Origin of the sequence: Edwardsiella sp. A.80236 (assembly GCF_044540725.1) — a bacterium.
GTDB lineage: Bacteria > Pseudomonadota > Gammaproteobacteria > Enterobacterales > Enterobacteriaceae > Edwardsiella > Edwardsiella tarda.
The window spans coordinates 16,414-36,269 of the sequence record NZ_JBIUCY010000014.1; the positions used below are offsets into that span (position 1 = coordinate 16,414).

Sequence of the window (19,856 nt, forward strand, 5' to 3'; positions counted from 1 at the left end):
TTGTCTCGTCCGACACGGTAATCAGCACCTGTATGGATGTCCAGAGATTAACACTGCAGAATGTGAAACGGCGCGGCATTATTCGCGCCAGGTTAACCCATCCACTGTCCCAACCAGCGTATCCCCAACATGCCGGGCGCCAAGATACCGGCACCCCAGATCAGCGCCGATAGCAGATTCGCCAACTGAAAGTAGCGCTGCGGCATGGCGCAAATGCCTGCCACCAACGGCACCGCCGCTCGCAACGGGCCGAGAAAACGGCCGAAGAAAACCCCCCAGAATCCCCACCGTTCGAAGTAACGGTGGCCGCGCTGCAAGATGTGCGGATTACGCGACAACGGCCAGACATGGCCGATCTGATGTTGATAGCGATAGCCCAGCCAGTAGGAAAGCCAATCGCCGAGAAAGGCACCGCTCGCCGCCGCCATCCAGACCGGGACGAAAGCTACGCCGCCCTCGCCCAACAGGGCGCTCAGCGCGAACAGGATCACCGTCGCCGGCAACAGCAGGGAAATGAAGGCCAGCGACTCGCCGAAGGATAAAACGAAGACCAGCGGGACCGCCCAAGCCTGATGCTGGCGGACAAATTCGACAATGCCTTGAATAATGCTATCTAACACGCCTCACTCCTCATACGACAGCTGGATGCCCAGCTTACCCGCAGTGAGAGCGAGAAAAAACCAACGGCCGCTAAATCGGCCGTTGGTTTTTGGTTAAGCGGGAGACGCGCTGGTTAGGCAGCCGCTTCGGCCTGAGCCGTCGCCAGCTCACTGCCGCGTTTCACCCAGAGCTCACGCCACTTACGCAATGCCGACAGCAGGATCACCATCCCCAGCACCAACATGATGATAGAGATGGTACCGTTGAACAGGTTATACCCCGCCGCCTGCGGATTGAAGTAGACGTTTTTTACCATCCAATAACCGGCATAGTTCACCGTAATGAACAGGTAAACCAGCGGCACGATACACGTCAGCATATACACACGCTTCGTCGCCAGACGCAGGATAATTGTCGCTCCGATGATCAGACCGACAGAAGCCATCAACTGGTTGGAAACCCCAAACAACGCCCATACCGAGTTGATATCGCCGGAGTTAAGGAGATACCCCCACAGTAGGCAGGCCACGATGGAGCAGAAGATCGAACCAGGCAACCAATCGGTACGTTTCAGCGGTGCCCACAGATCGCCGAGGAAGTCTTGCAGCAGATAGCGCGCGACGCGCGTCCCAGAGTCGACCGCCGTCAGAATGAAGACTGCCTCGAACATGATGACGAACTGGAAGAAGTAGGATGCCAGACTGCTAAACCAAGGCACCCGAATAAAAATGTCGGTCATGCCGACGGCCAGGGTCACGGCCCCGCCGGTACGGCCATACAGATCCAAACCAATCTCCTGACTCAGCTGCGGCAGGTGAACCACCTCCATCCCCAACCCGGCCCAAGCCTGAGCACTGGAGTTGATGGCGAAGTAATCCGCCGGATGCAGTGAGGTGGCCGCGATCAACGCCATCACCCCGACCACACACTCTGCTAGCATCGCCCCAAAGCCCACCGGCAGAATGTCGCTCCACTTATCAATCTGCTTTGGCGTGGTGCCGGAGCCGATGAAGGCATGGAAGCCCGAAATGGCGCCGCAGGCGATGGTAATCGAGATAAACGGCCATACCGGACCGGAGAGAACCGGGCCACCACCATGGATAAATTGGGTGATGGCGGGGAACTGGATCGCCGGGTTGATGAAAACCACCCCCACCACCAGCGCGCCGAAGACGCCGATCTTCATGAAACTGGACAGGTAGCCTCGCGGTGTCAGCAACATCCACACCGGCAGCGCGGTAGCGAAGAAGGCATAGGCCGGCAATAACAGGCTTACGGTTGAAGACTTCCAGGTCAGCCACTCGCCAAAGGTGGTGTGCTGAATATAGGGACCGGCAAAGACGCACAGGATGATAGCGGCAATACCGACATAGGTGGCCCCTTTCATACTACCGGTGATGCGCTCCCACAACCCGACGCCGATGGCGATAGGGATGGTCATGAAGACGGCGAAAGTCCCCCACGGGTTACGCTCCAACGCATGGACCACCACCATCGATAAACCGGCCATGGTGATGGTGATGATGAATAACATCGCCAACCCGGTACACCAGCCGGCGATCGGCCCCAGTTCCGCCTTCGCCACCTCGGACAACGATTTTCCCTGGTGTTTCATCGAGGCGAACAGTACCACGGTATCGTGTACCGCGCCGCCGATGACACAGCCGATCAGTAGCCATAATAGCCCGGGTAAATAGCCAAACTGCGCGGCCAGTACCGGCCCCACCAGCGGACCCGCGGCGGCGATGGCGGCAAAATGGCTACCGAAGTTGACCCATTTCTTGGTCGGTACATAGTCTTTACCATCTTCGTAAGTGTGCGACGGTGTGACCTCACTGTCGTCGGCACGTAAGACTTTCTTCACGAAGAAGAGGCCGTACAGGCGGTAGCAAATCGCCAGAATACATAGCGTCGCCACCACGAAGGTAATCGCATGTTGCATGGTTATACTCTCCCCTGAGGATTTCTCAGGGATTACCCTAACCGCTTCCGCGCCACCATCCTGTCCTACACTGATTAAGCGGTCGCCTGGCTCACTAAGCGGTCGAAAAATGCCGCCAAGCGGCACGGCACGGCTGATGGGCGACGCTCATTCTCTCCCCATGCTTCTGCTGTCCCGATCACAAGATGGCTGCCTACTATCTCGCCAAATCACGCCATTAATGTGAAAATAGTCACAATATTTTGTCACTACTGATATCGTTTCTTCACACAGAGTGACTCAAATCACGCATTTGTCCTATAAACTTCAGTAGAGTGATTTCTTGTTCCTCACTGGAGGATAAAACGATGACACAGGAGTCAGCAGCGATGTCTAAACCTGAAGTATTTCACCTCGGACTGGCCAAGAGCGATCTGCACGGCGCCTCACTGGCCATCGTGCCCGGCGACCCGGAGCGCGTAGAAAAAATTGCCAAACTGATGGAGAATCCGGTCAAGCTGGCCTCTCATCGTGAATTCACCAGCTGGCGTGCCGAGCTGGATGGTCAGGCGGTTATCGTCTGCTCCACCGGCATCGGTGGCCCATCGACGTCTATCGCCGTCGAAGAGCTGGCGCAACTCGGCATCCGTACCTTCTTGCGCGTCGGCACCACCGGCGCCATTCAGCCGCATATCAATGTCGGTGATGTGCTGGTGACCACCGCCTCCGTACGCCTCGATGGCGCCAGCCTGCACTTCGCCCCGATGGAATTCCCGGCCGTGGCCGACTTCGCCTGCACCACCGCGCTAGTCGAAGCCGCCCAGGCTATCGGCGCCGCGACGCATATCGGCGTCACCGCCTCTTCGGACACCTTCTACCCGGGCCAGGAGCGCTACGATACCTTCTCTGGTCGCGTCACCCGTCGCTTCCGTGGCTCGATGAAAGAGTGGCAGGAGATGGGCGTAATGAACTTCGAAATGGAGTCCGCCACGCTGCTGACCATGTGCGCCAGCCAGGGGCTGCGTGCCGGCATGGTGGCCGGGGTCATCGTCAACCGCACCCAGCAAGAGATCCCTAACGCGGAAACCATGAAGCAGACCGAGTCCCATGCGGTACGCATCGTGGTCGAGGCAGCGCGTCGTCTGTTGGCGGCGTAACCACACTCATTCGCGCGATCCAGGCCGGGCAATGCCCGGCCGACGACTCAGTCATCGCGCATCCCTGCCTCCTCCCGCAAGCGGCGTGCCGCCGCGACCATGTTAGCCAAGGATTGACGCGTCTCGGCCCAAGCACGGGTCTTTAAGCCGCAGTCGGGATTCACCCACAGCCGCTCAGCCGGAATATGCTCAGCCGCCTTACGCAGTAACGCCACCATCGCCGCCTCCTGTGCTACATTCGGTGAATGAATGTCATACACGCCGGGACCTATCTCATTGGGATAATCGAAGCGGGCAAATGCCTCCAGCAGCTCCATGTCGGAGCGCGCGGTCTCGATGGTGATCACATCGGCATCCAGTGCCGCAATCGCCGCCATGATGTCATTGAACTCGCAATAACACATATGGGTATGGATCTGCGTATCGTCGTGTGCAACCGCCGCCGTCAGACGGAAGGCCGCCACTGCCCACTCCAGGTACGCCGCCCACTCCTCCCGGCGCAACGGTAACCCTTCACGCAACGCCGGCTCATCGATCTGGATGATGCCGATTCCCGCCCGCTGCAAATCGTCGACTTCATCGCGCAACGCTAACGCCAGTTGGCGAGCGATCACCTCACGCGGCAGATCCTCGCGCGGGAACGACCAACACAACATGGTGATCGGCCCTGTCAGCATCCCCTTCACCGGACGCGAGGTCTGAGCCTGAGCGAAGGTCGCCCACTCGACGGTGATCGGGGCGGGGCGACTGATATCACCGATGATTATCGGCGGTTTAACGCAGCGTGAACCATAGCTCTGCACCCAGCCATGACGCGTAAAGGCAAATCCCGCCAGTTGCTCGCCGAAATACTCCACCATATCGTTACGTTCGGCCTCGCCATGCACCAGCACATCCAGTCCCAACAACTCCTGTTCGCGGATAGCCTGGCAGATCTGCTCACCGATCCCACGATGATAGTGTTGTGGTGTTAACGTGCCACGGCGGAAGTCGAGCCGCAGCGTACGGATAGCCGGCGTCTGGGGAAACGAACCGATGGTGGTAGTCGGCCAGAGGGGCAGATTGAAACGTTGGCGCTGATGGCGCGCCCGTTGCGGATAGGCGCTGGTACGCCGTGTATCCGCCTCGCTCAGTGCCGCCAGGCGTTCAGCCAAGGCCGGGTTATGTACCCGCGCGGAGTGACGGCGTCGATAGAGCGGCGCGCTATACGCGAGCAAGGCTTCTCGTTCACGATCCGGCGTATTGAGGGCGCGCGTCAATAATGCCAACTCCGCGCACTTTTGCCGGGCAAAGGCGAACCAACTGCGTAGCTCCTCATCCAGTTCGCTTTCCGCCGCTAGATCGATAGGAGAATGCAGCAACGAACAGGAACTCCCCAGCCAGAGTGGACGCGAGCCGACCCAAGGCTGTAGCCGTTGCTGCCAATCGGCCAGATCGGCGCGCCAAACATTGCGCCCATTGATCACGCCTAACGACAGTACCCAGTCTGACGGCAATGCCCGATGCAGGTTCGCCAGGTCATCATCCCCTTGAGCCAGATCGACATGTAGCCCCTGTACCGGCAGCGTACGGATCAACGACAGGTGATGCCCGATGGCGCCAAAGTAGGTGGTCAGCAGCAGCTTCACCGACCCCTGTAGATAGCGATAGGCTCGTTGATAGGCCTCACGCCACGCCGGCGGCAACGTCAGTACCAGCGCCGGCTCATCCAGTTGGACCCACTCCACGCCGCGCTCGGCCAGTGCCACCAACACCTGACGATAAACGGGTAGCAGCGCATCGAGCAGGCTGAGACGATCAAAGGGCTCCCCCTTCTCCTTGCCTAGCCACAGGTAGGTCACGGGCCCCAACAGCACCGGTTTCACCCGGTGGCCAAGCGCCAGTGCCTCGTCGACCTCCTCCAATAGCTGGCGCCAGCCTAAGAAGAAAGGCTGGTCACGAGTAAACTCTGGCACAATGTAGTGATAGTTGGTGTTAAACCACTTGGTCATCTCCGCGGCCGCCGCCGGTTGGGCGCCAGGCGACTGGCCACGCGCGATACGAAACAGGGTATCCAGATCGATCGTCCCGTCGGCGCGACGATGGCGCGCGGGGACATTTCCCACCATCAGGCTGGTCGCCAACACATGGTCATACCAGGCAAAATCGCCCACTGGCAACACATCAACGCCAGCCTCTTGCTGTTGGCGCCAATGGCGCGCCCGCAGCTCGGCGCCACAGGCCAACAGCGCCTGTGACGACGTCTTACCGGCCCAATACGCCTCTAACGCCTTCTTCAATTCGCGTTGCAGGCCGACGCGAGGAAAACCTAGGGTATGGCTGATTACCGTCATCGTCTCACTCTCTCCTCTCACCTATCGCCCGGCGTCAACCGGCATCGACAATCAATTATGGATGTTTAGCCATCCAGATGTTTACACATCCATAATCGACAGGTAGTGTAGAGGACTCAAGCGCAATCTGTTCACTCATTGACTGAAGGCTTCTCATGATCGAACTGAAACATCTCCGGACGCTCCAAGCGCTGCATCGCTGTGGCTCGCTGGCCGCCGCCGCCGCCCAGCTACACCAGACCCAGTCGGCCTTGTCCCATCAGTTCAGTGATCTGGAGCAGCGCCTGGGTTATCGCCTATTCGTGCGTAAGAGCCAGCCTCTGCGCTTAACTCCGCAGGGAGAAATCCTGCTCGCCCTGGCGCAACATGTGTTACCGCAGGTTCAACAGGCATTGCAGCAGTGTCAGGAGCCGGCATACCAGACATTGCGCCTGGCTATCGAGTGCCATAGTTGTATTCAATGGCTCACGCCCGCCCTGAGTCAATTTCAGGCCGCCTTCCCACAGGTGACGCTCGACTTCCACTCCGGCGTTACCTTCGATCCACAACCTGCGCTGCAACGCGGCGAACTGGATCTGGTGCTGACCTCCGACATCCTGCCGCGCAGTACCCTGCACTACGCGCCCCTGTTCGACTATGAGGTCCGCCTGGTGATGGCGCCCAGTCACCCATTGGCGCGACGCGTCACGATCCGCCCGCAGGATCTGGCACAGGAGACGCTGTTGATCTATCCGGTGGCGCATCAGCGTCTGGATGTCTGGAATCATTTTCTACAGCCGCACGGCATCACACCGCGCTGGAAAGTGGTCGACAATACGTTGCTGTTGTTGCAGATGGTGGCGGCGGGGATGGGCGTCGCCGCCCTACCGCATTGGGTTGCGGATAACGGCGAACGCCAGGGGGCCTTACTTACCCGTCCGTTAGGCGAGGGATTATGGCGGCGCTTGTATGCCGCGCTGCGCACAGGCGAGCAGCGCCAGCCGACGATGCACAGTTTTATTCAGCAGACGCGCCGTCATGCCTGCGATCAGCTGCCGTTTGTGCGCGATGTGGCACGACCCAGCGCCGGTGTACCCAGAGCGATAGGGCGATCACCGTCCCCCCCAGCGTCAGCCTGATCCAGTCGGGGTGTTGTTGCCAGATAGCGAGGTTGACCAACAGCCCCGCCGGGATTAATGCATTATTCATGATCGCCAAGGTACCGGCATCCACCTGGGTCGCGCCATAGTTCCACATGAAGTACCCCAGCCCGGAGGCGCCAACCCCCAACCACAGCAGGATCCCCCACTGTAACGGCGAGCTGGGAAGTTGTTGCGTATTGCCATACAACCACCAGGCAGGCAACGCAATCGCCAATGCCCCGAGATAGAACCAGGAAAAGGCGCGGTACTGTGGCAACGGCATCACCTCCATCAAGCGCTTATACCCCACCTGCCCTAGCGCGAAGCACAGATTCGCCCCCTGGATCAGGGCGAAGCCAAACAGGAATTGTGAGCTAAGTGGGTTATAACGGATGATCAACGCCCCCACGACTGCCAGCAAGGCACTCCCCAGATAGCCGGGGCGTAGTCGCCGTCCCTGCAACAGATCGTAGATCAGCGTGACATATAACGGCGTCATGATAGTGAACAGTAATACCTCCGGCACCGTCAGATAGAGGAAGGCCGGATAGTAGAACAAATACATCAACCCCAACTGGCAAGCCCCCACCGACATATAGGCCAGCGTTTGACGCGGACGTACACCACGCCAACGCAGGAAAGGCAGGAAGACCAACGTCGCCAGCGCGACACGCACCAGCACAGCGAACCAGCTATCGACCTGGCCCGCCAGATAGACGCCGATCAGACTAAAGGAAAAGGCCCACAATAGTGTGGTAATAAGCAACAGCGGCACGGCAACGATCCACTCGTTATATTCGATAGGCGTCATTCTACCCAAGACGAACGAGCGTTGCCGTACGGAGTGGGTTTACCAGTGGATAAACATTAGTCCATTGCACACTTAGCGCTTGCGTGACAGTTGCACACCATCTTGTTCTCGCGCAAAGTCCGCCAAACGATCGAAATCGTGCCAGGTGTAATAACGGGAGGGGGCGGGAAGACGTTTCATCGCACTGCCCGTCAGCAGGTGTAACTCCCCCAGCGAGGCCAGATCATAGTGATACAAGCGGGTCGGCAGCATCAGACGCAGTGGTGGTGCCAATTCGCCTGGCACCGGTGTCGGCAGGCGATCGTCCGCGGTATTGTAGTTGCGCTTCAACACCAAGAATTTCTGCGGCACGGCCTGACGACTGTCCCACCAGCGGCCATCCAACATATCAAACTGAAAACGCGTCAGCACGGCGGGCTGCGCCTGGAGCTGACACAGTGCCTGCGGCAACAGCGTCATCATCGCGGCATCGTATTGCCCCAATGAGGCCAGATGACCATTCAGGATCAGATTCAATGCCAGGCGCGTCCCCAATAGGTTGGAGTAGAGATCCTCCGGGGAAAAGGCCGAGACACCCTCGGAAAAACCGCGAATGGACTCGTAACCATACCACTGAGCGATCTCGTGCCAGGCCGCCACTTGGAACGCCAGGCGTGCCGCCAAATAGGCCGCCAGGGTATAACGCTCCTGCGCCTCTTCTGGCGGAGTAAAGGCGTTGAATACTAGGCGGCGCTGCGCGAGCTCATCCCCCAGATTCAGCTGAAACGCCTGGCCGAGACGCGGATAGAGGTGGCTAAAGATATAGGCCGTCATGTCGGCGCTGTCGCGCACGTGCGCCATATCGATAAAGCCGCCACGACGCGTATACAACACGCCATTATGCTCATTACCCAACCCGGCCAGGCTGGCCAGGGCGCCGAACAGACTGTCATTGTAACGGTGGCGACCCAGCGTATCCGCCTCCACCACGTTATTCAGCCGGTAAAAGGGGATCGGTACCCCCAACGCTTCGGCATTAAGGTCATAGCCGAAGGCGCAACAAGGACGTAGGCCGTCCGGTGGCGGCAATGGCGCACTCACCGGCCAGGCGTGTGCCGCCTGTTGCGGTTGCAACTGTGTCAAATCGAGACTCATCGGTAAGCCGAAAGCACCGACCGTGCCACAGTAAAGCAGCAGCGTCGCGCACCATCCGCGTAGTCTCCCCATCAAAACGCCTCTCCTACCTGAAAATAGAAGCCGCTACTCGCGCGGCCAATACCATAATCCAAACGAATATTAATTCCCGGCTTAAAGGCAAAGCGGTAACCGACGCCCAACGTTGGCAGCCAACGACTGCTGCCCAGCTCACGCACGTTAGGCCCCATGGTGCCAGCGCCACCCCAGACGACAAAGCCATGCCGCCAGCTCAGCTTCTGCCGGTACTCCAACTGTGAGCTAATCAGGTTACGGTCACGATAACGCCCCTGGTAGTAACCGCGCATCCGCTGATCACTGCCGAGCGACGGCAACATGTTCCATGGGACCGCTCCCTGGGTGAACTCGCCATCGATCTCCCAGGCCAGCACACGCCACTCATCCAAGGCATGATAGGTACTGAAACGCGCGATGATATTATCGAAGCGCGTATCGCTGCCCATCTCCGGCAGGTAGTGGGTGTAACGCAGGCTAGCCAGCATGCCACGCCGAGGATTCGGGACAAAGTCCCGGCTGTCATACTGCAGCGACAGGCTCGGCCCGGAACTGGATACCGCGCGGCCATGGGGGATCTGCGCCAAGCGATCGGTCGACTTGACGTCGGCGGCATGCATCATCGACAGCGACCAACCGACACCGAGATAGGTCTGGCTCGCCAGGCGATACAACACCTCAGGCTGTAGACGCAACGACTGTGCCGTGTACTTCTGCCGCCCCTCATCGTCGGCCCCGGCACGGAAACCTTGCCCCCAATAGTAGGTTGGCGTATCGCTGATCCCACCATTGATAAAAATACGCCACTGATCGTTGGCGAAGAAGCTGTAGTTACGGATCCCCAAGCCAAAGGCGCCGGTCGAACTGATATAGCCGCTGAGGGTGATGCTGGAGTTTTGGCTCACCGTATCCGTCGCATCGGGTCGATAGAGCCCCGCTACCGCCGCGCCTAACCCAAGCCCCAGCTCGGGATTGAAGAATGGCCCCGGTAACACCCCCCAATCGATCCCCTTGTCGGGGTCGAAACGATCGTCACCGCCCAATTGCGTCAACCAGCTATCAACCTGCGCACGCGTCGGTAACAACGCCGCCGCGCCCGCCAACGGCGAGAGCGTGCAGAGCAGAGTCAACCCACGCAGGAGGTAACGCATCAGAAACGGTACTCGCCAGCGATAAAGAAGCTATTGCGCTCGGCAAAGCCCACTTCGCTCGTCAGGTTAAAGTTACGGGTGATCTCATACTGTGCGCCAATCAGCACGTTCCACGGCGACGACAGATGCTGGCGTACATCGAAGCGACCTTGCCCTTTCTGGTTAGCGATCCCCATCAATACGGATAACCCCCCCGGCATTGACAGATCGCTAAGGCTACCCTTGAACTCCTGCTGTACATCCTGGTACATGCTGCCGACCCACAGGCTGAGCTTGCCGTTAGGCAGCCCGATGGTATCGATGCCGGGGGTGGTGAAGCGGTAACCGACACGCGGCGACAGGGTGAAGGCGTCGATGCTACCGTCGAGAATATCGAAGCGGGTCTGGGTATAGTTCATATCCATCAGACCGAACCAGTTACCATAGCCACCGGCGAAAACCGTACCGGCACCGTAGGTCGTTCCCTTGAAGTTCAGACGAAAATCCAGATCGCGCAGTTGGCCACTCTGATTCATCGAATGAATAATCCAACCAATCAAACCACTGCTTGGATCGGCATCGACAGAAACCTTGGATAATGAGCTGCCACGCGTCTTGCCCACGATGCCATAGACATTCATGAAGGGAAATACCCACGCATCCAACTTAATCGTTTGAGTGACGCTACGCTGACGCGTACTCCCCACCTTAATCTTGAACAGATCCGTAGGCAGCGTATAACTATCCCAACCTAACCCGCTAAAACTAATGCTATCCACCACAATATTCTGGCGCATATTCATATAGTTAACATTGATACCGAAAGGCTCGGGCAGATCGTAACCGCGCGCGCGCGCCTCATCGCCCCAGATGGGCAGCAGCGAATGCTCGACTGGCGGCTCGCTAGACTGCGCTGGAACAGAGGATTTGCTGCCCGCCGCGTGGGTTTGCTGCGGCAAACCATAGTAAGTGGGAAGAGTGGCGCTGAACTCAGACGGTGTCTCCTGCGTGGCCGCATGGACAACACCGCTCATCAGCACGCCAGACAGGCAGAACAGCAATGCGCGATTATTCATTTTGTTAAGGTGATTAATAATAAAAATGGATAGGAATAAAAAGTAGGTGCGGAGTATAGCAGTAAATGACTGTAACTTCGTGCAACATAACGTGCGTATCCCCCCCGAGGGCGATACGCACGTTATGGCTTAGCGCCGGCGCAAGAGGCGTAGGGCGTTAGCCGTCACCAAAGCGGTCGCTCCGGAGTCGGCTAATACCGCGAGCCATAGCCCGGTGATCCCCAACAGACTGGTGATCAGGAAGATCCCCTTCAGCCCCAACGCCAAGGTAATGTTCTGACGAATGTTAGCGTGGGTCGCCCGCGACAGGGCGATCATCTGCGCCAGCCCCACCAAGCGATTATGGGTTAGCGCCGCATCCGCGGTCTCCAAGGCCACGTCGGTACCACCGCCCATGGCGATACCGATACTGGCCGCCTTCATCGCCGGCGCATCGTTGATGCCGTCACCGACCATCGCAGTCTGCGCGCGTTGGCTAAGCGCCTCCACCTCACGCACCTTATCCTCCGGCAATAGTCCGGCACGATATTCAATACCCAGAGAGCCAGCGATGGCCGCCGCCGCCCGCGGATTATCCCCGGTCAGCATCACCGCCTCCACCCCGAGGGTGCGCAGTGCATCCAGCGCCTCACGCGCGTCGGGGCGTAAGGTATCACTCATGGCGATCACCCCGATGGCTTGGCTATCATGTAATACCGCCACGACAGTCTGCCCGAGCTCCTCCCAAGCGATAATTTGCGCTTGCATACGTTCGGGTAAGACATCGCGCGCCAAGCGTCCCGGTGCAACGACCTGGACTAACGCGCCATCGACCCGTCCCTCAACACCGACACCGGCGCGTGCCTGACAAGCCTCAGCCTGTACGACGGCCAACCCTCGTTGCTCACACGCCTGGAGTACCGCCTTGGCCAATGGATGATGCGAACCCACTTCCACCGCCGCCGCCAGCATCAATACCCGCTCGTCAGAGACACCATCGCGCGCGCTCACTCCGCTTACCTGCGGCGCGCCCTGCGTCAGGGTACCCGTCTTATCGAAGGCGATGGTACGTACCCTACCCAACTGCTCCAACGCCGCACCGCCCTTAATCAAGGCACCGTGACGCGAGGCGGCGGCCAGGCCGGAGGTGATCGCCGCCGGTGTCGAGATCACCAGTGCGCACGGACAGCCAATCAGTAGCATCGTCAACCCACGGTAGATCCAGGTATCCCAGGGCTGGGCGAAGGCCAGCGGCGGGATCAGGATCACCAACAACGACAGCAACATCACCGCGGGCGTATAAAAACGGCTAAAACGATCCAAGAAACGTTCGATCGGCGCGCGACGCTCCTCCGCCTCCTCGATCAGTTGCAGGATACGATCGATAGCATTCTGCCCGGGCTGAGAAATCACCCGCAGACGACATACCCGATCCACCACCAACACGCCGGCTGGGATACGATCCCCCTGCTGGCGCTCCACCGGCAACGACTCACCGGTCAGCGCACTCTCATCGAAGCTGACACCATCCTGCAGCAATTCGGCGTCGGCGGGTAAGCGCCCGCCAGGCGCGATTTCGATCACCATATCAGGGCGCAGCGCCGCGACCGGCAGGGTTCGCCGTTCCCCCCGTTCAATCACCAGCGCCTCATCCGGCACCAACGCCATCAACGCACTCACGCCTTTCCGCGCCCGATTGGCGGCGTAAGACTCCAGGCGCTCACCCAGCATAAACAGCAGCAGCACCATCGCCGCCTCTTCCGTCGCCCCGATAAACAACGCCCCCAACGCGGCGACGCTCATCAAGGTCTCGATGGCGAAGTAGCTGCCGCTACGCATCAGCCTGAGCGCCTTCAACATGATCGGGGCTAAGCCGACCAGCGTGGTGGCGATAAAGGCCACCCGCCCCCAGAGTGGATTGACCCACTCTAGGGCATAACTCAACAGCATCAGCCCAGCCAATAGCAGCAGTGGGGCCGCTTCGCGCCAATGCCAAGCCGTCCCTTGCTGCGGCTTGGCACCGGCCGCTTGGAGGCTAAATCCCGCCTGACGCACCGCCTGCTCCACCGCGGGCGAAATATCTTTCTGAGCGTCGACCACCAGACGTTGCGTCGCGAACAACACCGCGGCGCGCTCCACGCCCGCGAGCTGGCTGACCGCCGTCTCAATCTTCCGGGCACAACTGGGGCAATCCATTCCTGCAACCTGCCAGCTAAAGCGCTGACGTCCAGAGGCTGGAGGGGGGAGGGGGTGAGGATCGGCGTCCTCCTCGACGCCGTCATGGACATGCGCAGCCAGACAGCAGGCGCCATCGCTAGCGGGCGCCAACGGTGACGCCATGCTGATCTTCATGCCACCTTTACCTTGGGTCGGGCGGCTACAACCGTGTTGCGTTGCCGCATGCTGATGGCCACAGCCACAGGCTGCGTCAACGCCATTAGCATGAATAGAGTTATGGGTCATACATCCTCCTCACATCGTTCCCCATATCGCGTTATGGATCACTCTACAGGTTGGAGTCGACTCCAGAGTCAAGGCGCAAATGAGAAATATTCTTTTTCCGTCGCTCTCCCCCACCGCCTAGGTCTGTTGCCAATGCCATGGCCAGAAAGCCGCCGCCAGATCATGCCGAAGACTCGATTTTTTGTTACACTGAATACTCCCGACAAAGAGTATATATTTCATTGAAAATGAAGAAAAAGCGCCCAGTGTTGCAGGATATAGCCGATCGCGTCGGCGTCACCAAAATGACCGTCAGTCGTTATTTGCGTAATCCTGATCTGGTTTCCGCTCCATTACGTGGCAAGATCGCCGCCGCACTGGACGAGCTGGGCTATATCCCCAATCGGGCGCCCGATATTCTCTCCAACGCCACCAGCCGCGCCATCGGGGTGTTGCTACCCTCGCTGACCAATCAGGTCTTCGCCGAGGTATTACGCGGTATCGAAAGCGTCACCGATCAGCATCACTACCAGACCATGCTGGCCCACTATGGCTACCGCAAGGAGAAAGAAGAGGAGCGTCTCACCTCGCTGCTCTCTTACAATATCGATGGTTTGATCCTCGCCGAACGCGACCATACCCCGCGGACCCTGAAGATGATCGAAGTTGCCGGTATTCCGGTGGTGGAGTTGATGGACAGTGTCTCACCCTGCCTGGATATGGCTGTCGGCTTCGATAACGTCGCGGCGGCTCGGGCAATGACCCAGGCGATCATCGATCGTGGTCACCGCCATACCGTCTACTTCGGGGCCCGTCTCGATGAACGTACCGTGATGAAGCAGCAAGGCTATGAACAGGCCATGCGCGCCGCCGGGCTGGAGCCACACAGCGTCATGATCCCGCGCAGCTCCTCCTACTCCGTCGGCGGCGAGCTACTGCGCGAAGCATTGAAGCGTTACCCACAGATGGACAGTATCTTCTGCACCAACGACGATCTGGCCGTTGGCGCCGCCTTCGAGTGCCAGCGCCTGGGGTTACGTATCCCGCAGGATATGGCGATCGCCGGTTTCCATGGCCATGATATCGGCCAGGTGATGGAGCCGCAGATCGCCAGCGTTCTCACGCCGCGTCAGCAGATGGGGCAACTGGCGGCGGAATGCCTACTGGCCCGCCTACGTGGCGAAGCTGGCCACGATGGCAGCCAGATCGACCTCGGTTTCACCCTGCTGCACGGCGGCAGTATCTAACGCCGCACCCGCGCCACGCCACCTCGGCGGTCGCTACCGCGGCCGCCCGCCATCGCCACGATCAACTGCGAGAAGCGTCACACTTATTAATCATACTATTTAACATTTGTTGCTAATCTCTCCAGCTCACCAGAGAATGTTACCCATAACAGTTACCAGTAACATTGATTGTGCGGCGCCTTGCCGCCAACCGGGGAATACAGCATGAGCGAAAGCCAACAACAAAAACACGTCTTTGTTCTGATGGGCGTTTCCGGCAGCGGTAAGTCCGCCGTCGCCAGCGCCGTCGCCCAGCAGCTGGGTGCCGCCTTCCTGGATGGCGACTTCCTGCATCCACGCGCCAATATCCGTAAGATGGCCGATGGCCATGCCCTGAACGACGAGGATCGTACACCGTGGCTCCAGGCGCTCAATGACGCCGTCTTCGCCATGCAGCGTACCAACGAGGTCTCGCTGATCGTCTGTTCGGCGCTGAAAAAGCGTTACCGCGACATGCTGCGCGACGGTAACACCAATCTCTCGTTCATCTACCTGCAAGGGGACTTCGCGCTGATCGAGAGCCGTTTGCTGGCACGCAAGGGGCACTTCTTCAAGCCCCAGATGCTGGTCTCTCAGTTCGATGCCTTGGAAGAACCGACGGCCGATGAGCGTGACGTACACGCCATCGACATTAGCCAGTCGCTGGATGGCGTCGTCGCCAGCACCCTGAACACCATTAACTCCATCATTGCCTAGGAGCCCTGACGATGAGTACTTTAACCCTCGTAATGACCGCAGTCGGCTCCGTGCTGCTGCTGCTGTTCTTGGTGATGAAAGCGCGCATGCACGCCTTCGTCGCCCTGATGCTGGTATCCATCGGCGCCGGGATCTTCTCCGGCATGCCCATCGATAAAATTGCCCAAACCATGCAGAACGGGATGGGCGGTACGCTGGGCTTCCTCTCCATCGTGGTCGCTCTGGGCGCCATGTTCGGTAAGATCCTGCACGAAACCGGTGCCTTGGATCAGATCGCCGTCCGCCTGCTGAAAAGCTTCGGTGAGAAGCGCGCCCACTACGCGCTGGGGATCGCCGGCCTGGTCTGCGCCCTGCCGCTGTTCTTTGACGTCGCAATCGTATTGCTGATTGGCGTGGTGTTCGCCGTGGCGCGCCGCACCAACGGCAACGTGGTTAAGCTGGCGATTCCGTTGTTCGCCGGTGTCGCGGGCGCTGCCGCCTTCCTGTTGCCGGGGCCGACACCGATGCTGCTGGCCTCCCAGATGGGTGCCGATTACGGCTGGATGATCCTGATCGGTCTATGCGCCGCTATCCCGGGCATGATCCTGGCGGGTCCGCTGTACGGTAACTTCATCAGCAAGCACGTCACCCTAGAGTTGCCGAAAGATATCCAAGAGCCGAGCCTGGGCAAAGGCCAACTGCCTTCCTTCGGCTTCAGCCTGGCGCTGGTACTGTTCCCGCTGGTGCTGGTCGGCCTGAAGACCATCGGCGCCCGTTTCGTCGAGCAGGGCTCTGAGTTGTACAAGTGGCTGGAGTTCATCGGCCATCCGTTCACCGCTATCCTGCTGGCCTGCCTGGTCGCCACCTATGGCCTGGCTATCCGCCGCGGCATGAGCAAAGAGAAGGTGATGGACATCTGTTCCGCCGCTATCCAGCCTGCCGGTATCATCCTGCTGGTCACCGGTGCCGGTGGCGTCTTCAAGCAGGTCCTGGTGGACTCCGGCGTTGGCCCGGCGCTGGGTAACTCCCTGATCGGTGCCGGTCTGCCCATCGCCGTTGCCTGCTTCGTCCTGGCCGCCGCGGTACGTGTCATCCAGGGTTCCGCGACCGTCGCCTGTCTGACTACCGTCGGCCTGGTACTGCCGGTCATCGGTGAACTGGGCTACAGCGGCGCTCAACTGGCGGCCCTGTCCGTCTGTATCGCGGGCGGCTCCATCGTCCTGAGCCACGTCAACGACTCCGGCTTCTGGCTGTACGGTAAGTTCACCGGCGCCACCGAGGCACAGACGCTGAAGACCTGGTCAGTGATGGAAACCATCCTCGGGACCACCGGTGCAATCGTCGGTATGCTGTTCTTCATGGCGCTGTAAGCCAAACGCTTGAAACACGACGGGGCGCGAATATCGCGCCCCGTTTTTTTCGTTTTCCGCCCCCGAGCAACCGACGATAGCGCCGTTCTTTGCGCCCGCGACTCGGCTTAGCGCGTCAGGATCAAATGCAAACCAAAGGCGGTAAACAAGCTCCCCGCGACACCATCGATCCAACGCGCCAGACGCTGGTACCCACGGCGCATCACCGGTAGGGCAAAGACCGACGCCACCAGGCTAAACCAGAGCACCGTCTCGGCGACAATCAGCACGAACAGACCGAGACGTTGCCCGGCCCCCACCTCATCGCCCACAAACAACGAGAAGACCGAGCCGAAGTAGATCACCGCCTTAGGGTTAGAGAGATTGGTTAACAAACCGCGCCAGAAGGCGCTGCCGTGTAGCGGAGCCCCGCGCAAAGGCGCGTCCGTGGCAGGATGACGGGCGGCGCACAACATCTGCCAGCCCATCCAACACAGATAGAGGCCACCACCGAGGGTAATGATGCGCTGCAACCAAGCCATCTTCAGTAGTAGCAGGTGCAACCCCATCAACGCCACCGCCGCCCACACGACGACGCCTAGCGAGATGCCGATCACCGCGCGTAACGCCTCTGCGCGCGACCGACTCAAGGCCGTTTGAGAGACAAAGAAAAAATCGGGGCCGGGTGTCATCAGTGCCAGCAGATGGACCACAGCGACAGTAAGAAATAGCATCATCGCAGGAGACTCAGGGGTAAGGTTTTCCCCTATGCTAGCATCGTTGGGACGCCGTATGCGGCATGGTGAATAGCGATTATGCTGATTATTTCACCGCAATTAATCACTGCCTCGGCTACCCACACCCGATGTGACGGGATGAATAGGCCTCACCGCGTACCGAGGGACACCGGCAGGCCATGCCGGGTTATGCGCGACACGGCCGCCGAGACTAGGCCTCGTCGCCGTCAAGATGCTCACGGATCAGCGACATAAAGGGCGCGCCAAAACGCTCCAGCTTACGCTGACCGACCCCGTTGATACTGAGCAAATCGCCCGCCCGTAGCGGCATCTGCTCGGCCATCTCCAGCAGGGTCGCGTCGTTGAAGACCACGTACGGCGGAATATTCTCTTCGTCGGCGATCGCCTTACGCAGCTTACGCAGCTTGGCGAACAACTTGCGATCATAGTTGCCCGCATAACTCTTCTGCATACTGCTACGCGCCTTCAGGTTGATGACGCGCGGCACCGCCAACGGTAATGTCACCTCACCACGCAACACTGGGCGCGCCGCCTCGGTCAGCTGCAACGCCGAGTGCAGGGCGATATTCTGCGTCACTAATCCCAGATGGATCAGCTGGCGCAGAATGCTCACCCAGTGCTCGATCGTGTGTTCGCGGCCAATGCCATAGACCGACAGCTTGTCGTGCCCCAACTCGCGGATGCGGGCGCTGTTCGCGCCACGTAGCACTTCAACCACATAGCCGATACCGAAACGCTGCCCGACGCGTGCCACGGTGGAAAGCGCCTTCTGAGCGTCGACCAAGCCATCATAGCGCTTAGGCGGATCCAGGCAGATATCGCAGTTATTACAGCTCTCCTGCCGCCCCTCGCCGAAGTAGTTCAACAGCACCAGACGGCGACAGGTCTGCGCTTCAGCAAAGGCATTCATCGCGTTCAGTTTATGACGCTCGATCTCCTTCTGCACCCCTTCTGGCTTCTCCTCCAGACAGCGGCGCAGCCAGGCCATATCGGCCGGATCGTAAAACAGCAATGCCTCCGCAGGCAGGCCGTCGCGCCCGGCACGCCCGGTCTCCTGATAGTAGGACTCAATATTACGCGGGATATCGAAGTGCACCACGAAGCGCACGTTCGGCTTATTGATCCCCATGCCAAACGCCACCGTCGCCACCACGATCTGCAGATCGTCGCGCTGAAACGCCTCCTGCACCTCGGCGCGCCGTCCATGTTCCAACCCAGCATGATAGGCTGCCACGCTTAGGCCGCGACTCTGCAGACGTGCGGCGGTATCCTCGACCTTGGCGCGGCTGTTGCAATAGATAATGCCGGACTTGCCGCGCTGCGACTGCACGAAATGCCACAACTGATCCAACGGCTTAAACTTCTCGATCAGGGTATAGCGAATATTGGGTCGGTCGAAGCTGCTGACCTGTACCAGGGGATCGCGTAAATCGAGCAGACGTAGGATATCCTGACGAGTGGCATCATCGGCGGTCGCTGTCAGCGCGATCACCGGCATCGCGGGGAAACGTCGTTTGATCTGCCCCAGCGCGCTGTACTCCGGGCGGAAGTCATGCCCCCATTGCGAGATACAGTGCGCCTCATCGACCGCCAACAGCGTCGGATGCCACTGCGGCAACGTGTCCAGCAGGTTATCCATCATCAGACGTTCAGGAGCGATGTACAGCAGACGGATCTCCCCGCTACGACACCCCGCATAGACCGCCTGTTGCTGTTCCCGACTGAGGGTTGAGTTCAGACAGGCGGCGTTGACGCCGTTAGCCTGCAACTGATCGACCTGATCCTTCATCAGCGAGATCAATGGCGAGACGACAATCGTCAGCCCATCACGTACCAACGCCGGGATCTGATAACACAGGGACTTTCCTCCCCCGGTCGGCATCACGACCAGACAGTCACGCCCCGCGATCGCCGCCTCGACGATCGCCCGCTGCCCTGGGCGAAATTGCTGATAGCCGAACGTATCTTTCAATACTCGTTCAGCCAGCATCTCTGAATCGATCACTGCTGCCGTTGCCACACTACTCCCC

At 59.4% G+C, this 19,856-nt stretch carries 14 protein-coding genes and 1 pseudogene; 5 read left to right on the forward strand and 10 right to left on the reverse strand.

The annotated features are described in order from the left end of the window. Positions 1 to 92 precede the first annotated feature (92 nt). Both ACEQFP_RS12355 and ACEQFP_RS12360 read right to left on the reverse strand, forming a co-directional pair. Entirely contained in the window at positions 93 to 620 is a 528-nt protein-coding gene (locus ACEQFP_RS12355; RefSeq protein ID WP_005290253.1) for a DedA family protein, read from the reverse strand. 113 nt (positions 621 to 733) lie between these two features. Beyond that, positions 734 to 2,542, reverse strand: a complete 1,809-nt coding sequence (locus tag ACEQFP_RS12360) for a carbon starvation protein A (protein ID WP_005297171.1) — start codon at positions 2,540 to 2,542, stop codon at positions 734 to 736. Positions 2,543 to 2,910: 368 nt separating this feature from the next. Here ACEQFP_RS12360 and udp point away from each other — a divergent pair, with 368 nt between their 5' ends. Next, positions 2,911 to 3,678, forward strand: a complete 768-nt coding sequence (gene udp / locus ACEQFP_RS12365; protein ID WP_005297168.1) for a uridine phosphorylase — start codon at positions 2,911 to 2,913, stop codon at positions 3,676 to 3,678. 47 nt (positions 3,679 to 3,725) lie between these two features. Here the strand turns inward: udp and metE are convergent, their stop codons facing one another. Beyond that, positions 3,726 to 6,011 carry a 5-methyltetrahydropteroyltriglutamate--homocysteine S-methyltransferase gene (gene metE / locus ACEQFP_RS12370; RefSeq protein WP_370558314.1) on the reverse strand — a complete coding sequence of 762 codons (2,286 nt, stop codon included), beginning with the start codon at positions 6,009 to 6,011 and terminating at the stop codon, positions 3,726 to 3,728. Between the two features lie 155 nt (positions 6,012 to 6,166). Between metE and metR the strand changes: the two genes are divergently transcribed. Continuing rightward, complete coding sequence (metR, locus tag ACEQFP_RS12375) at positions 6,167 to 7,129, forward strand: HTH-type transcriptional regulator MetR (RefSeq protein ID WP_098142757.1); 963 nt, start codon at positions 6,167 to 6,169, stop codon at positions 7,127 to 7,129. A 19-nt stretch (positions 7,130 to 7,148) separates the two neighbouring features. Here the strand turns inward: metR and ACEQFP_RS12380 are convergent. From ACEQFP_RS12380 to ACEQFP_RS12400, 5 genes and pseudogenes are all read right to left on the reverse strand, one after another. Beyond that, positions 7,149 to 7,943, reverse strand: a pseudogene (locus tag ACEQFP_RS12380) (carboxylate/amino acid/amine transporter); the annotation flags it as partial. A gap of 72 nt (positions 7,944 to 8,015) precedes the next feature. After that, the gene (locus ACEQFP_RS12385) at positions 8,016 to 9,149 is read right to left on the reverse strand and encodes a DUF4056 domain-containing protein (protein WP_005290241.1); all 1,134 of its coding nucleotides are present in this window, start codon (positions 9,147 to 9,149) and stop codon (positions 8,016 to 8,018) included. Continuing rightward, positions 9,149 to 10,282: a BamA/TamA family outer membrane protein gene (locus ACEQFP_RS12390; protein ID WP_005290239.1), complete on the reverse strand. Its 1,134-nt coding sequence runs from the start codon at positions 10,280 to 10,282 to the stop codon at positions 9,149 to 9,151. The genes ACEQFP_RS12385 and ACEQFP_RS12390 overlap by 1 nt, the downstream gene beginning before the upstream one ends. Then, positions 10,282 to 11,337: a hypothetical protein gene (locus ACEQFP_RS12395; RefSeq protein WP_035597880.1), complete on the reverse strand. Its 1,056-nt coding sequence runs from the start codon at positions 11,335 to 11,337 to the stop codon at positions 10,282 to 10,284. Before ACEQFP_RS12395 ends, ACEQFP_RS12390 begins: the two co-directional genes overlap by 1 nt. 129 nt (positions 11,338 to 11,466) lie before the next feature. Beyond that, a complete protein-coding gene (locus ACEQFP_RS12400) occupies positions 11,467 to 13,779 on the reverse strand; it encodes a zinc/cadmium/mercury/lead-transporting ATPase (RefSeq protein ID WP_370558315.1) in 2,313 nt (770 codons plus the stop codon). A 227-nt stretch (positions 13,780 to 14,006) separates the two neighbouring features. Here ACEQFP_RS12400 and gntR point away from each other — a divergent pair, with 227 nt between their 5' ends. From gntR to gntU, 3 genes are all read left to right on the forward strand, one after another. Further along, positions 14,007 to 15,005 (forward strand): gluconate operon transcriptional repressor GntR, encoded by a 999-nt coding sequence (gntR, locus tag ACEQFP_RS12405; RefSeq protein WP_005290233.1) that lies wholly within the window; start codon positions 14,007 to 14,009, stop codon positions 15,003 to 15,005. A 204-nt stretch (positions 15,006 to 15,209) separates the two neighbouring features. After that, positions 15,210 to 15,740 carry a gluconokinase gene (gntK, locus tag ACEQFP_RS12410; protein ID WP_005297150.1) on the forward strand — a complete coding sequence of 177 codons (531 nt, stop codon included), beginning with the start codon at positions 15,210 to 15,212 and terminating at the stop codon, positions 15,738 to 15,740. A gap of 11 nt (positions 15,741 to 15,751) precedes the next feature. Then, positions 15,752 to 17,089, forward strand: coding sequence for a gluconate transporter (gntU, locus tag ACEQFP_RS12415; protein WP_005290227.1), 1,338 nt, complete (start codon positions 15,752 to 15,754; stop codon positions 17,087 to 17,089). A 107-nt stretch (positions 17,090 to 17,196) separates the two neighbouring features. On the opposite strand, the gene rhtC is transcribed toward gntU, so the two are convergent. Together rhtC and recQ are read right to left on the reverse strand one after the other, a co-directional pair. Then, positions 17,197 to 17,805 (reverse strand): threonine export protein RhtC, encoded by a 609-nt coding sequence (gene rhtC, locus ACEQFP_RS12420; RefSeq protein ID WP_005290226.1) that lies wholly within the window; start codon positions 17,803 to 17,805, stop codon positions 17,197 to 17,199. A 211-nt stretch (positions 17,806 to 18,016) separates the two neighbouring features. After that, positions 18,017 to 19,846, reverse strand: coding sequence for an ATP-dependent DNA helicase RecQ (gene recQ, locus ACEQFP_RS12425; protein WP_047060870.1), 1,830 nt, complete (start codon positions 19,844 to 19,846; stop codon positions 18,017 to 18,019). Positions 19,847 to 19,856 lie beyond the last annotated feature (10 nt).